The organism is Nocardia sp. NPDC127526 (assembly GCF_042672265.1).
Lineage (GTDB): Bacteria > Actinomycetota > Actinomycetes > Mycobacteriales > Mycobacteriaceae > Nocardia.
This window is the reverse complement of the sequence record NZ_JBHXVO010000019.1, coordinates 117167-131104: the sequence shown is the minus strand read 5'-3', so window position 1 is coordinate 131104 and position 13938 is coordinate 117167. Positions and strand designations below refer to the sequence as shown.

Annotated in this window: 15 protein-coding genes; 6 read left to right on the top strand and 9 right to left on the bottom strand. The window is 69.6% G+C overall.

Annotated features, from left to right (window positions below):
- Window positions 1–236: 236 nt before the first annotated feature.
- Genes rfbD through ACFVIV_RS26555 form a run of 3 tightly spaced genes read left to right on the top strand, consistent with a single transcriptional unit; the run spans window position 237 to window position 3154 of the window.
- Window positions 237–1130, top strand: a complete 894-nt coding sequence (gene rfbD, locus ACFVIV_RS26565) for a dTDP-4-dehydrorhamnose reductase (RefSeq protein WP_379200812.1) — start codon at window positions 237–239, stop codon at window positions 1128–1130.
- Window positions 1131–1141: 11 nt separating this feature from the next.
- On the top strand, window positions 1142–2038 hold the full coding sequence (locus ACFVIV_RS26560) for a glycosyltransferase family 2 protein (protein ID WP_379200766.1): 897 nt from the start codon (window positions 1142–1144) through the stop codon (window positions 2036–2038).
- A 24-nt stretch (window positions 2039–2062) separates the two neighbouring features.
- A complete protein-coding gene (locus ACFVIV_RS26555) occupies window positions 2063–3154 on the top strand; it encodes a sugar phosphate nucleotidyltransferase (RefSeq protein WP_379200764.1) in 1092 nt (363 codons plus the stop codon).
- A gap of 73 nt (window positions 3155–3227) precedes the next feature.
- Here ACFVIV_RS26555 and ACFVIV_RS26550 read toward each other — a convergent pair whose 3' ends face one another.
- From ACFVIV_RS26550 to ACFVIV_RS26540, 3 genes are all read right to left on the bottom strand, one after another.
- Window positions 3228–3734 (bottom strand): hypothetical protein, encoded by a 507-nt coding sequence (locus tag ACFVIV_RS26550; RefSeq protein WP_379200762.1) that lies wholly within the window; start codon window positions 3732–3734, stop codon window positions 3228–3230.
- Window positions 3735–3826: 92 nt separating this feature from the next.
- Entirely contained in the window at window positions 3827–4045 is a 219-nt protein-coding gene (locus ACFVIV_RS26545) for a DUF4287 domain-containing protein (protein WP_379200760.1), read from the bottom strand.
- Between the two features lie 56 nt (window positions 4046–4101).
- Complete coding sequence (locus ACFVIV_RS26540; protein WP_379200758.1) at window positions 4102–4542, bottom strand: DUF4267 domain-containing protein; 441 nt, start codon at window positions 4540–4542, stop codon at window positions 4102–4104.
- A gap of 91 nt (window positions 4543–4633) precedes the next feature.
- Here ACFVIV_RS26540 and ACFVIV_RS26535 point away from each other — a divergent pair, with 91 nt between their 5' ends.
- Together ACFVIV_RS26535 and ACFVIV_RS26530 are read left to right on the top strand one after the other, a co-directional pair.
- Window positions 4634–5212: a TetR/AcrR family transcriptional regulator gene (locus tag ACFVIV_RS26535; protein ID WP_379200756.1), complete on the top strand. Its 579-nt coding sequence runs from the start codon at window positions 4634–4636 to the stop codon at window positions 5210–5212.
- Between the two features lie 61 nt (window positions 5213–5273).
- Complete coding sequence (locus ACFVIV_RS26530) at window positions 5274–6731, top strand: phytoene desaturase family protein (RefSeq protein ID WP_379200755.1); 1458 nt, start codon at window positions 5274–5276, stop codon at window positions 6729–6731.
- A gap of 41 nt (window positions 6732–6772) precedes the next feature.
- Here ACFVIV_RS26530 and ACFVIV_RS26525 read toward each other — a convergent pair whose 3' ends face one another.
- From ACFVIV_RS26525 to ACFVIV_RS26500, 6 genes are all read right to left on the bottom strand, one after another.
- On the bottom strand, window positions 6773–7690 hold the full coding sequence (locus ACFVIV_RS26525) for a cation diffusion facilitator family transporter (RefSeq protein ID WP_379200753.1): 918 nt from the start codon (window positions 7688–7690) through the stop codon (window positions 6773–6775).
- Window positions 7691–7762: 72 nt separating this feature from the next.
- Window positions 7763–8710, bottom strand: a complete 948-nt coding sequence (locus tag ACFVIV_RS26520; protein ID WP_379200751.1) for a cation diffusion facilitator family transporter — start codon at window positions 8708–8710, stop codon at window positions 7763–7765.
- Between the two features lie 205 nt (window positions 8711–8915).
- Window positions 8916–10148 carry a mannose-6-phosphate isomerase, class I gene (gene manA, locus ACFVIV_RS26515; protein WP_379200749.1) on the bottom strand — a complete coding sequence of 411 codons (1233 nt, stop codon included), beginning with the start codon at window positions 10146–10148 and terminating at the stop codon, window positions 8916–8918.
- Window position 10149: 1 nt separating this feature from the next.
- On the bottom strand, window positions 10150–11343 hold the full coding sequence (locus ACFVIV_RS26510) for a tobH protein (protein WP_379200747.1): 1194 nt from the start codon (window positions 11341–11343) through the stop codon (window positions 10150–10152).
- A gap of 72 nt (window positions 11344–11415) precedes the next feature.
- Window positions 11416–12792, bottom strand: a complete 1377-nt coding sequence (locus ACFVIV_RS26505) for a phosphomannomutase/phosphoglucomutase (RefSeq protein WP_379200745.1) — start codon at window positions 12790–12792, stop codon at window positions 11416–11418.
- A gap of 80 nt (window positions 12793–12872) precedes the next feature.
- Window positions 12873–13262 carry a DUF3499 domain-containing protein gene (locus tag ACFVIV_RS26500; protein WP_379200810.1) on the bottom strand — a complete coding sequence of 130 codons (390 nt, stop codon included), beginning with the start codon at window positions 13260–13262 and terminating at the stop codon, window positions 12873–12875.
- Window positions 13263–13456: 194 nt separating this feature from the next.
- Here ACFVIV_RS26500 and ACFVIV_RS26495 point away from each other — a divergent pair, with 194 nt between their 5' ends.
- Window positions 13457–13933, top strand: a complete 477-nt coding sequence (locus tag ACFVIV_RS26495) for a metallopeptidase family protein (protein ID WP_379200743.1) — start codon at window positions 13457–13459, stop codon at window positions 13931–13933.
- Window positions 13934–13938 lie beyond the last annotated feature (5 nt).

Below are 13938 nucleotides of genomic sequence, written 5' to 3'. Positions count from 1 at the left end.
TGCGGATGCCATTGTGCTGTCCGGCAACCCCTGATCCTTTCCCGTATGCGGCCGACCGCACCCCGCGATCGAGGTGGTGCCGATGGAATGCCCCCTAAGGCAGGCTAGACGGGCGGTCGTTCATGTCGGTGTAGCCGGCGCTCCGTGAGTCGTGCCGACCCCGCGCCGCCGGGCCCGCGCGCCCGGCATTCCCGCAGGTGGGCCGGGAGTGCGCGGTAGCCTCCGGACATGCCAGACTGACCGCCGTGACTTCCGCCTCCGTAACACCGCTCACCGCGCGGCTCGTGGTGACGGGCGCGAGCGGACAGCTCGGCCGCGCCCTGCTCCGGCTCGCCCCCGGCGCCCGCGGCTACGGCCGCGGCGACCTCGATATCGTCGACGCCGACTCGGTGCGCCGGGTGGTGCGGCCCGGGGACGTGGTTCTCAACTGTGCCGCCTATACCGCGGTTGACCTGGCCGAATCCGAGGTGGACGCGGCCTTCGCGGACAATGCCACCGGACCGGCGGTGCTGGCCTCGGCCTGCGCCGAAGCCGGTGCGCGGCTCATCCACCTGTCCACCGATTACGTGTTTCCGGGCACGTCCGACCGGCCCTACGAGCCCACCGATCCGACCGGTCCGTCCACTGTCTACGGCCGCTCCAAACTGGCGGGAGAGCAGGCGGTACTGGACCTTTCGCCCGAAGCGCGCATCGTTCGCACCGCCTGGGTCTACACCGGGCGCGGCGCCGATTTCGTCGCCACCATGCGGCGGCTGGAACGCGAACGCGAGACCATCAGCGTGGTGAATGATCAGTTCGGATCGCCCACGTACGCACCGGATCTCGCGGCCGGTCTGATCGAGCTTGCGGAGCGGTTGCCAGAAACGGGCGAACAGGCCGGTATGCCGCGAATCCTGCACGCCACCAACGCCGGACAAGCCAGTTGGTTCGATCTTGCGCGCGCGGTGTTCACCGGCCTCGGCGCCGACCCGGCGCGCGTACACCCTTGCGGCACCGAGGATTTCCCCAGACCCGCACCGCGCCCGGCCTATTCGGTGCTGTCCGGGCGATCCTGGGCCGCCGCCGGGCTCACCCCGCTGCGGGACTGGCGCGCGGCACTGAACGACGCACTGCACGCCATCTCCGACTAGGCTGGGCGTCCGTGAGCCCCTCGGATTCTGCTGGACGGCCGACTATCGCCGTCGTCACGGTGACCTACTCGCCCGGTGAGCACCTGGAACACTTCATCAGCACGCTAGCCACCGCCACCAGCGAGAAGCCGCAGGTCATCCTGGCCGACAACGGTTCCACCGACGGTGTGCCGGAACTGGTCGCCGACGCCAACGCGCACGTGCGGCTGCTGCGCACCGGCGGCAATATCGGCTACGGCGGGGCCATCAACCGGGCGGTCGCCGAGATCGACCCGGAGATCGAGTTCATCGTCATCTCCAACCCGGATATTCGCTGGGGCACCGACTCGCTCGACGAGCTGCTCGCCGCCGCCCGCCGCTGGCCCCGCGCCGGCGCCCTGGGCCCGATGGTGCTGGAGCCGGACGGCAGCGTCTACCCCTCCGCGCGCTCGGTGCCCGGCCTGCTCGACGGCGCCGGTCACGCCATCCTCGGCACCGTCTGGCCGGGCAATCCGTGGACCCGCCGCTACCGCCAGGAGAACGAGCAGATCTCCGAGCGCACCGTCGGCTGGCTGTCCGGATCCTGCCTGCTGGTGCGACGCGCCGCCTTCGACTCGATCGACGGCTTCGACTCCCGCTACTTCATGTATATGGAGGATGTGGACTTCGGCGACCGCATGGGCAAGGCCGGCTGGCACAATGTGTTCGTACCGTCCGCGGAGGTCACGCACGCCAAGGGGCATGCCGCCGGTCGCCACCCGGAGACCATGCTCCCGGCGCATCACGCCAGCGCCTACCGATTCCAGGCCGACCGGCATCCGCACTGGTGGCAGGCTCCGCTGCGGCTCGCGCTCAAGGCTGGACTTGCGATCCGCTGCAAGCTTGCGGTTCGATCTGCGCTGCGTGAGCGCGAGCGCACGAATTCATAGACCACCTGACAAGCAGGGGAGAAGATGGCGAACAACGGCAATGATGCCGGGTCCACGGATGCGGTGATCCTGGTCGGGGGCCAGGGCACCCGGCTGCGTCCGCTGACTCTGTCCGCCCCCAAACCGATGCTGCCCACGGCCGGACTGCCGTTCCTGCAGCATCTGCTGGCGCGCATCGCCGACGCCGGCATCAAACACGTCGTGCTCGGCACCTCCTACAAGGCGGAGGTGTTCGAGGACCGCTTCGGCGACGGCTCCGAGCTGGGGCTCGAGATCGATTACGTCTTCGAGAGCGAACCGCTGGGCACCGGCGGCGGCATCCGCAATGTGCTGCCCAAGCTGCGCGCCGACACCGTCATGGTGTTCAACGGCGATGTGCTCGGCGGCACCGATCTGGGCGCGGTGCTCGACACCCACCACACCTCGAACGCCGATGTCACCCTGCACCTGGTCCGGGTCAGCGATCCGCGCGCCTTCGGCTGCGTGCCCACCGACGGGAACGGCCGGGTCACCGCGTTCCTGGAGAAGACCCAGGATCCGCCGACCGACCAGATCAATGCCGGCTGCTACGTCTTCCGGCGCGAATACATCGAGAAGATCCCCGCGGGCCGCCCGGTGTCGGTGGAACGCGAGGTCTTCCCGGCGCTGCTGGCCGAGGGCGCGCATATCCAGGGCCATGTCGACACCTCCTACTGGCGCGATATGGGCACCCCCGAGGACTTCGTGCGCGGCTCCGCCGATCTGGTGCGCGGTATCGCCCCCTCGCCCGCGCTGCCCGGACAGCGCGGGGAATCGCTGGTGCACAATGGCGCCGGCGTCGCCCCGGGCGCGCTGCTCATCGGCGGCACCGTGGTCGGCCGCGGCGCCGAGGTCGGCGCGGGCGCTCGCCTGGACGGCGCGGTGCTCTTCGACGGCGCGGTGGTGGAAGCCGGTGCGACCGTGGAGCGTTCGATCATCGGCTTCGGCGCCAAGATCGGCCCGCGCGCCCTGGTGCGCGATGCCGTGATCGGTGACGGCGCGGAGGTCGGGGCGCGTTGCGAACTACTACGCGGCGCACGGGTGTGGCCCGGGGTGAACATCCCGGACGGCGGCATCCGTTTCTCCACCGACGTGTAGAAACACCTGCCGCACAAAGCAATCGGCCGCTCGCACTGCGAGCGGCCGATTGCTTTCCGGCACGTCCCGGTTGCTAGCCGAACGAGGCCGCGAGAACGGGGACATTCAGCTGGCGGGCGGACCCCTCCATGCACGGACCCGTCACTGCCCCGGAGTCTGGCCCGGCCTGGGTGATAGTCAGCGCGCCGCCTTCCGCGAGGGGCACGGTATTCGTCGAGGGCGGCGGGGTCGGGCCGCCGGCGACGTGGTACGGACCGGAGATATTCGAGATCTCGCCATTGTCCCAGAGCAGCTGGCCATTGACATTGCCGTTCACATCGAAGCAGCTGCCGGCGCCCTGGAAATCGCCGACGACCCGGGCGCTCTGCCCCGGCGTGCCACTGCAGCCGGTCAGCTGCCCATCGATGTGCGCGGTGATCGGACTCTCGCCCATGCCGATGGGGCTGGTGTTCATGGTGACCTGACCGCCCGAGCAGGAGCCTTGGATCGGCGCGGCCTGCGCCGGTCCGGCGGCCATGATCACGGGGGCGAACAGCGCGCCCAGAGCGAGGGCGGCGGCTGTGGATTTTCGCACTGACATTGCGGGCCTTTCCCTTTCGTCGATTCGGGTAACTCATGTCACGCCGTGCGAGAAAGTGCTGGTAAAGCCACGTGCTGAGCAGTGATTCTAGATCAGGAAGCCCACTTCTCCGGGTTCAGGTGGTACTGCACCAGAGCTGTAGCGTGACCGTGACCCAGGGCGTGGTCGGTCTTCAGGAGATCGACCAAAGCCTTGTGGCCGGTCACGCCGCTCTCCCGCAGGACGGTGAACCACTCGTCGATGGTGCGGCCGTACTTCGCCTCGATCGAGGGGAAGTAGGAAGCGGGGCCGTGCGGTTTGGCGGTCGCCATGGGAATCTCCTTCGTCCGTGTGTCTCGGAACAGCAGACGGACCACCCCGCCGGAATTCATCGCGCTGTGACGGGGCTCACGATATCGATGGCGGCGGTGGATCCCGCTGCGGCGGTGCGGTCTTCGCGCACCAGGAGCAGGCCGGTGATCGCGACGAACACCGCGGTCAGGCCGTGGATGCCGAAGGCGGCGGCGGTGGAGCCGTCCCAGCGCAGCACGGTCAGCATGTCGCCGATGGGGGCGAGCGCCATGACCAGCGTGACGATGCCGAGCGCGTACCGCTGTCGCGCGGCCAGCAGGGCCAGGATCAGGAGGCCGAAGGTGGTGTCGCGCACGCCCTTCACGTTCAGGAAGGCGGCGGCCTCGCCGCTCGGCCAGGCGGGCAGGCCGAAGCCGGGGGCGAAGGACTCCGGGGTAAACAGGTAGCCGGTTCCGAACCAGAGGACGAAGGCCGCGCCGAGCAGGGCGAAGGCGGTGGCGATGCGGGAGATGGTCATGGTGCTGCGCTCCAGAATCTAGCAGTGCTAACTGATGAAGCAACGCTAACTCATACGTGGATAGATTGTCTAGCGGTGCTAGAGTTTGCTCGTGAACCCGATCCAGACCCGTAAGGAACGTGAACGCGCCGATCGGCACCAGCTCATCATCGACACCGCGCGCGAGCTGGCCGAGACCCAGGGCTGGGACGCGGTGACGGTCCGCCGTCTCGCCGACCGGATCGAATACAGCCAGCCCGTGCTCTACAGCCACTTCGCGGGCAAGGACGCCATCGTCTCCGCGGTGGCCCTGCAGGGGGCCGCCGAGTTGGCTGCCGCCACAAGGGAACTCCGGGAGGCGGCGGACAGTCCCGAGGCGGCGGTACGCGCCGTCTCCGAGGGGTACCTGGCGTTCGCGCGTGACAGCGCGGCGCTCTACGACGCCATGTTCCTGCTCCGCACCGATCTGAAGTTCGGGCCCGAGGCGCCGCAGCAGTTGAAGGACGCGTTCTTCGAACTGCTGCAGACCTTCGCGCCCTTCGCGCCGCCCCACGATGTCGAAACGTTCACCGAAGTCGCCTGGAGCGCCCTGCACGGTCTCGCCACGCTGGATCGAGGTGGCCGGTTGCGGCCGGACTTTCGTGCCCAGCGCCTGGATATTCTGCTCGCGGAGTGGACCGGTCGCGGCTGAGCCGGCGCGTGGTTCGTCACGGTGCGGCCGGTCGGCCGCCGATCCGGCCTAGGCTGTGATCATGGCTGATGCGGTCGTGGTCGGGTCGGGACCCAACGGGCTTGCGGCGGCGGTGATCCTGGCGCGCGCGGGACTCGAGGTCGAGGTGCACGAGGCCGCCGACGCCCTCGGCGGGGGCTGCCGCACCGCCGAGGTCACCTTGCCCGGCTTCCGCCATGACCTGTGCGCGGGCGCGCATCCGATGGCCGTGGCCTCGCCGTTCTTCCGGGCCTTCGACCTGGAGCTGCACGGAGTCGAACTGCTCGCGCCCCAGGTGTCCTACGCGCATCCCCTCGACGACGGTCATGCCGGGCTGGCCTGGCGCGACCTCGACCACACCGTGGACGGCCTGGGCCGCGACGGCGCGGCCTGGCGGGGCCTGTTCGGTCCGCTGGTCCGCGACTGGGAAGGCGTGGTCGGTCTCGGCATGTCCGATCTGCGGCATCCACCCCTCGATATCCCCACCGGCATTCGGTTCGCCCGGCGCCTGGTCGAGCAGTCGACGCCCTTGTGGAACCTGCGTTTTCGCGAGGAGACGGCCCGCGCCCTGCTGACCGGCGTCGCCGCCCACGCCATCCGACCGCCCCGCGGCATTCCGGGCGCGGGCGTCGCCATGCTGCTCGGGACGCTCGCGCACGTGCGCGGCTGGCCCGTCCCGCGTGGCGGCAGCCAGACCATCATCGACGCCCTCGCCACCGACCTGCGCCGCCACGGCGGCAAGATCGTCACCGGCCACCGGGTCGACTCCATCGACGAATTCGACGATGTCCGAACGGTGCTGCTGGATCTGGCCCCCGCCGAATTCCAGCGCATCGCCGCCGATCGCCTGCCGTCGGGTTACGCCGCACAGCTCGGCGGATTCCGCTACGGCGGCGCGGCCTGCAAGGTCGACTTCGCCCTCTCCGGACCGGTCCCCTGGCGGGCGCTGGGCTGCGACCGCGCGGGCACCCTGCACCTGGTCGGCACCCGTGCCGAAGCCGTGGCGGCCGAAAAGGCCGTGGCCGCAGGCGAACACGCCGAACGGCCCTTCGTGCTGGCCATCCAGCCCGGCGTGGTCGACCCCACCCGCGCTCCCGCGGGCAAGCACACCCTCTATACCTACGCCCACGTTCCCAACGGCTCCACCCGGGACATGACCGAAGCCATCACCGCCCAGGTGGAACGCTTCGCCCCCGGCTTCCGCGACCTCGTGCTCGCCACCCATGTCCGCACCGCCGCCACCATGCCCGCCCACAACGCCAACTACATCGGCGGCGATATCTCGGCGGGCGCAATGACCCTCCGCCAGACGGTGTTCCGCCCCGTCCCGCGCTGGAACCCCTACCGCACCCCGCTGCCAGGCGTCTACCTCTGCTCCTCCGCCACCTCCCCGGGCCCCGGCGTCCACGGCATGAACGGCCTCTACGCCGCCCGCCACGCGCTGCGCCACGAATTCGGCAACCGCACCGATCCGCTCGACCTGCTCCGCGCCATCTACTGACGGGTCGAGGCGGCCCGATCGCACCGGCCGGTGACCGCGCGTCAGGCGTCGGCGCGGTACAGGTCCGGTTCGATGTAGATATCGCCGACTGTCGGGACCGCCTGGCGGACACGGGCTTCCGCCTCGTCGATGGCGGCGGCCACGGTGGCGATGTCCAGGCCCGGGGTAATGGCGACCTTGGTGGCGACCAGCAGGTCCTCGGGGGCCAGGTACTGGGTCTTGAGGTGGATGACGCGGTCGATGCGGGTGCCGTCGACCAGATTCTCGCGTATGCGGCGGTCCTCGTCGGAGGTGGCGCCCTCGCCTATGAGCAGGCTCTTCATTTCCACGATGAGGACGATGGCGATGCAGAACAACAGGATTCCGATGGCCAGGGTGCCGATGCCGTCCCACAGCGGATTGCCGGTCAGCATGGTCAGGCCGACGCCGGCGAAGGCGAACACCAGGCCGATGAGGGCGCCGCTGTCCTCCAGGAGCACCACCGGCAGTTCCGGATTGCGGGTGGTGCGGATGAATTTCCACCAGCTGCCACGACCTTTGAGGGGTGCGGATTCGCGGCGGGCGGTGGCGAGGCTGAAGGACTCCAGCAGCAGGGCGACCAGCAGGATGGCGATGCCGACGAGCGGGGAGCTCAGCTGCTCCGGATGCCGGATCTTGGTGATGCCCTCGTCGATGGCGTACAGCCCGCCCATGGTGAAGATGACCAGCGCCACCACGAACGAGTAGAAGTAGCGATTGCGGCCGTACCCGAAGGGGTGCAGGCGATCCGGTTCCTGTTCGGCACGCCGGCGGCCGACCAGCAGGAGACCCTGATTGGCGGTGTCGGCCAGCGAATGCATGGTCTCGGCCAGCATGGAGCCGGAGCCGGTGATCATCGCGCCGATGAACTTCGCCAGGGTGATACCGGCGTCCGCGGAGAACGCCGCCAGAATCGCCTTCCTACCGCCACCGGATGCCATGGCAGCCAACGCTAGTGGCGCGGAGCCGCCCGGCGTGCGGGCACACGCCGGGCGGTCGGTGTGACGCTGCCGTCAGAGGGACTTGCCGCTGCCCGATGCGTCGAGGGGCTCGGTGCGGTACAGATCCGGCTCCAGGTACATGACCCGGGCCGCCGGGACGGCCGCGCGCACCCGCTCCTCGGCGTCGTTGATGGCGGCCGCGATCTCGGCGATCTCCAGGCCGGGCACGATGGACACCTTCGCCGCCACCAGCAGTTCCTCCGGGCCCAGATACTGGGTCTTGAGGTGGATGACGCGGTCGATGCGAGTGCCGTCGACCAGCTTGTCGCGAATGACGCGATCCTCGCCCGGCGTCGCGCCCTCACCGATGAGCAGGCTGTGCATCTCGATGATCAGCACAATGGCGATGATGCCGAGCAGGACGCCGATGCACAGGGTGCCGATGCCGTCGAAGACCGCATTGCCGGTGATCATGGTGAGGCCGACGCCGAACAGTGCGAGAACGAGGCCCACCAGGGCGCCCGTGTCCTCGAGCAGCACCACCGGCAGCTCCGGGCTGCGGGAGTTGCGGATGAAGCGCCACCAGCTCGCATCGCCCTTGAGCGGGCGCGACTCCTTCACCGCGGTCATGAAGCTGAAGGTCTCCAGGCCGATGGCGATGACCAGGATGGCGATGGCGACGATCGGGGAGGTCAGATCCTCCGGATGCTGGATCTTGTGGATGCCCTCGTAGACCGCGTAGATCGAGCCGAGGGTGAACAGCACCAGCGCCACCACGAACGAGTAGAAGTACCGGCTGCGCCCGTACCCGAACTGGTGCAGCTCATCGGCTTCCTGCTCGGCCCTGCGCTGGCCGAGCAGCAGCAGGCCCTGGTTCGAGGTGTCGGCCACCGAGTGCACCGCCTCGGCCAGCATCGACGCCGATCCGGTGATCGCCGCGCCGATGAACTTCGCCGTCGCGATGCCGGCGTTCGCGCCGAGCGCCGCCAGGATCGCCTTTTTACCGCCACCCGCAGACAATGCGCTGCTCCTCCGTGTCCGTTTCGCAAATTGCGCTCGACGGGACAGCTTATCCATGTCCTGGGAACTGTGGGGGCTACGCCCCACACCCCCGGAGAGAGGGAAACCCGGGGGCAAGCCCCCGAACCCCCGGAAGCAGGCGGGCCATGGTCCTCTCCCGGGAAACCCGGGGCAAGCCGCCGGACCCCTGGAAATAGGCGGGAGCTCAGTCCTCGCCGACGGCTGCGCAGAACAGCTGCGCCGGACCGTTGACCGCCTGCGCCCGGATCTCGCCGTCGGCGGCGGAGATCCAGGCGGCGTGGCCGCATTCGACCAGGAGCTTGTCGTCACCCTGGAAGAGGCGGACGGTGCCCTGGGTGCACAAAGCGATGCCGGGGCCGTTCGCCAGCACCGGGATCGGATCCGCGCCGGGCGGCAATTCGTAGCGGCGCAGGGCGAATTCGGGGGCCGGGGTGTCGTAGCGGAACCCGCCGTTATCGGGTTCGGGCTCGATGGTCGGGACGTCGAGGGGTTCGAAGTCCAGGACCCGCAGCAGTTCCGGGACGTCCACATGCTTGGGCGTGAGACCGCCGCGCAGCACATTGTCGGAGTTGGCCATGATCTCCACGCCGACGCCGCGCAGATAGGCGTGCAGGTTGCCGGCATCCAGGAACAGGCCCTCACCGGGTTCGAGGGTGATGCGGTTGAGCAGCAGGGCGGCCAGCACCCCGGCATCGCCCGGATAGGCCTCGGCGAGTTCCAGGGCGGTCTTGATCTCGGCGGTGAATTCCCTGGGCGCGCTGTCGGATCCGGTCTCGCGATCGGAGAGGTAGCGGACGCAGCCGTCGAGCACCTTGGGCAGCAGGGCCTTGATATTGGCCTGCGGGAGCGCGATCCAGGTCGTGAACAGCGTGCGCAGCCCGGCCGAATCGGGCTGGGCGGCCAGCAGTTCCGCGTACTGGTTCAGCTCGGGGACGTCGAGCCCGCGCAGCAGCCGCACCGTGCGATGCGGGTCGCGGAAACCGGCGAGCGCCTCGAAGCGGTCCAGCGCGACGACGAGCTCCGGCTTGTGGTTCTCGTCGCGGTAGTTGCGCATGGGGGAGTCGATGGCCACCCCGGCGTGGTTCTCCCGGGCGAACCCGGCCCGCGCCTGCTCGATGCTGGGGTGGGCCTGCAGCGACAGCGGTTCCTCGGCGGCCAGGATCTTCAGCAGGAACGGCAGCCGGCCGCCGAATTCGCCCGCGACCGTGCCGAGTTCGTGCTGCGGGTCGGCGCTGACGACCTCCAGCAGCGAGCGGCTGTGGCCATTGATCCGGACCTGGGCGGGATCGGCCGGATGCGCGCCGAACCAGAGTTCGGCCTCGGGATGGGCGGACGGGACCGGTCGCCCGCACAGCTGAGCGAGCGCGGTGCGCGAACCCCAAGCATAGGAACGCAGCGCACCAACGAGTTCGTGCACTTTAGTAGTGCCCCCCGTCGTAACCTCCCCGACCGGTGGCCGGGCGGGATCCGAGTAGTCGTAGGTAGGCGGCCGCCATCTCCAGCCGCAGCGCGAGCACCGCCAGCTGTTCCAGGGCGCCGCCGCGGCGGGCGGGCGCGGCCTGCCCCTCCGCCTCGAGGGCGGTCGTCGCGGCCGGCGAATCGGCCGCCGCCGCATCCACACTCACCAGATCGGCGTCCACCAGCCCGGCGTCGCCGCCGAACAGCGCCAGCCGCCGCCGCGCCGCCACCTGATCGGCGTCGGCGCTCAGCACGAACACCCGCACCTGTTGCACCGGTGCGGGACCGTCCAGCTGCTCGTCGTGGAACAGCGGATCGAAGTCGGGCGCCGAGACGCCCGCTGCCTCCACCATGCGGGCGTGCGCCGCAACGGTTTCCGCGAGGGATGCGGCCGTGGCGATCTGCCCGGCCGCGGCCAGCAGCACCTCGGCCCCGTGCGCCGCCAGCTCCGCCGCCGCCGGGGAGTCCCCGGCCAGCACGATCCGCTTGCGCTGCTGCATGCGGGTGGCGAGCATCTTGGCCGGATTGTGGAAGGCCTCGCTCTGCGGGCCGTCCCGCAGCGCCTCCGCATCCAGCAGGTCTGCGAGAGCATTCAATTCGGGCACCAGCGGCCCGGTGCGATTCGGGTCGATGGTGGACACCACCGCCATCCCCACGGCCAGATACCGCAGCAGCCGATTGTGGTCGAGCACCCGCACCCGCGGCGGCAGCATGGTGGCGCGCCCGGCGGCGGCGGCGCGCATCGGACCCTCATCGGGTGCGGCGACCACCACCTCCGCTCCCCGGCGCAACGCCCGGTCCACGGATTCGGCCAGCCGCGGATCCCCCGAGTCGTCACCCGCCACCAGCACCACGTCCAGCGGCCCCACCCAGGGCGGCACGGAGGCGGCCGGCACCACGGGCATACTCGTCGAATCCCCGAGCGCGGCAATGAGCATGGCGGCCGCGCGGGCGGCCCGGCCACTGCCGGAGACCAGCACCAGGCTGCGCGGTCGTAGGTCGGCCAGTCGCGTCAGCGCGTCCTCGGCCAGCGCCGCGGCGGTAGCGCGGACCTGCGCGCCGCCCGAGGCGGCGGAGCGCAGAGTTCCCCCGGCGTCGGCCGCCTCCAGCGAGGCGACGTCATCGAGGTCGAGTACCGGTGTCCCAGCGATCATCGGGCGTTGCCACCTCCCCTCATCGGGTCACCACCGCTGGTGAATCCAAGCTCTGTGATTCCACTATTCCAGTCAGGCGCGGACGATGCTCAGGATCTCGGTCACGAGTGCGTCTACTTCCTCCTGCGATCGGGCTTCGACATTGAGCCGCAGCAGCGGTTCGGTATTGGAGGCGCGCAGGTTGAACCAGGCGCCGTCGGCCAGTTGCACGGTCACGCCGTCGAGGCGATCGACCGACTTCGCGCGCTTGCCGAAGGCTTCGACCACCGCCATGGTCCGCTCCTTCGCGTCCGCCACTGTGGAGTTGATCTCCCCGGAGGCGGCATACGTTGCATAGGCGGAGGCGAGCTCGGACATCGGGCGATCCTTCTCGCCCAGGGCGGCCAGCACGTGCAGGGCCGCGAGCATGCCGGAGTCGGCGCCCCAGAAGTCGCGGAAGTAGTAGTGCGCGGAGTGCTCGCCGCCGAAGATGGCTCCGGTCGCGGCCATCTGCTGCTTGATGAAGGAGTGGCCGACGCGGGTGCGCACCGGGGTGCCGCCGAGTTCGGTCACCAGCTCCGGCACGGCCTTGGAGGTGATCAGATTGTGGATGATGGTGGCGCCCGGCTCCTTGGTCAGCTCGCGCTCGGCGACCAGGGCGGTAATGGCCGAGGGCGGCACCGGCTCGCCCTGCTCGTCCACCACGAAGCAGCGGTCGGCGTCGCCGTCGAAGGCCAGGCCGATATCGGAGCCGGTCTCGCGGACGTAGCGCTGCAGATCCACCAGGTTCTTCGGATCCAGCGGATTGGCTTCGTGATTGGGGAAGTTGCCGTCCAGCTCGAAGTACAGCGGTTCGATGGTGAACTGCGGCAGCGTGCCCAGCACGGCGGGCACGGTGAACCCGCCCATGCCGTTGCCGGCGTCCACGGCGATCTTCAGCGGCCGGGAGGCGCTCAGGTCCACCAGCTTGTGCAGGAAGGCGGCGTAGGCGGCGAGCAGGTCCTCCTCGGTGGCGGCGCCGCGCGGCCCGTCGAAGGCGGGCACGCCCGCGATGACCTCCTCGGTGATGGTCGCCAGCCCGGTGTCCTGCCCGACCGGCAGCGCCTTGGCTCGGCACAGCTTGATGCCGTTGTACTGGGCCGGATTGTGCGAGGCGGTGAACATGGCGCCGGGGCATTCCAGATGGCCGGAGGCGAAGTACAGCTCATCGGTGGAGGCCAGGCCGATGTGCACCACATCCAGCCCCTGGGCCAGCACGCCCTCGGCGAAGGCCTCGCTCAGTTCCGGTGAGGAGTCGCGCATATCGTGGCCGATGACGACTCGCGCCGCGCCTTCTCCGCGCATCAGGCGGGCGAAGGAAGCGCCCACATCCCGGACGAAACTCGCGTCGATTTGTTCCCCGACGACCCCGCGGACGTCGTATGCCTTGATGACTGCATGTACGGACTCGGCGGAACGGGCGTCGGTCATGCAGAACACACTAGTGGCTCCCGTCCGGGAGCTGTATTCGGAGGACCTGCGCATGTCCGGGGAACGCCGCCTGCCCCGGTTCAGTTGGGCGGATCCGGTAGCACCCGTAGGTGCCCGCGTCTGCCGGTGCGCCCGGTGCGGGTGGGCCGCTGCGGGGCGGGGGAGTAGTCGGAGTAGCCACGCTGATCGGGTTCCGGTGTGCGGCGGCGTAATCCGGCTTCGCGGACGGCCTCGGCGAGCGCGGTCAGATCATCGTCGTCGGGGGTGGAGGAGGAAAACCCGCCTTCGTGGCGGACCAGCTCCCAGCCCTTGGGCGCGGTGATCCGGGATGCGTGGGTTTCACACAAATCCCAGGAATGCGGCTCGGCGACCGTGACCAGCGGACCGACGACCGCCATCGAGTCGGAGTACACATAGGTCAGCGTCGCGACGGCCGGGTTCTTGCAGCCTGGACGGCAGCAACGACGCATGGGAATCACGTCATGCAGGGTAACCCCCCTCACGCCCGTCGTGGGGACGGACACGCTCAAAGCGACGGTCCTCACGGCTTCGGTGTGTCGGGGATCCGCCGGTCGGAACGGGGTGAACGGTCGGTTCGCAATCGTGTCGCTAGCGAAGCGGAGGCGAATCCAACACCGTCGCCGAATACCGCTAGATTCGTGGTATGACCCGTTCACGTCGCCGGCGACCGCCCACCGCGCGGTCGGTCATCCGTCGCGGGCGGGGTGTGCGCGGGCCCATGCTGCCGCCCACCGTGCCGGCCCGGCGCACCCGCGGCCAGCAGTTCGACCGCCTGGTGCTGGAAGCCTTCGCGCCCCTGGAGAGCCGCTGGCACGATCAGTTGACGAAGCTCGACATCGCCGTCGACGACGTGCCGAAAATCCGTCCGCTGCACCCGGATTCGGTCACCTGGCCGGACGAGGTGGTGGCCGACGGCCCGGTGCCGCTGTCCCGCCTCATCCCGGCCGGAGTAGATCGCTACGGCCGCACTACCCGGGCCCGCGTGGTGCTGTTCCGCAAACCTCTCGAGTTGCGGGCGGGCGATCCGGACGATCTGGTGGACCTGCTGCGCGAGGTGCTCGTCCAGCAGATCGCGACATATCTCGGGGTCGACCCCGATGTGATCGACCCCGAGGCTTGACCGCC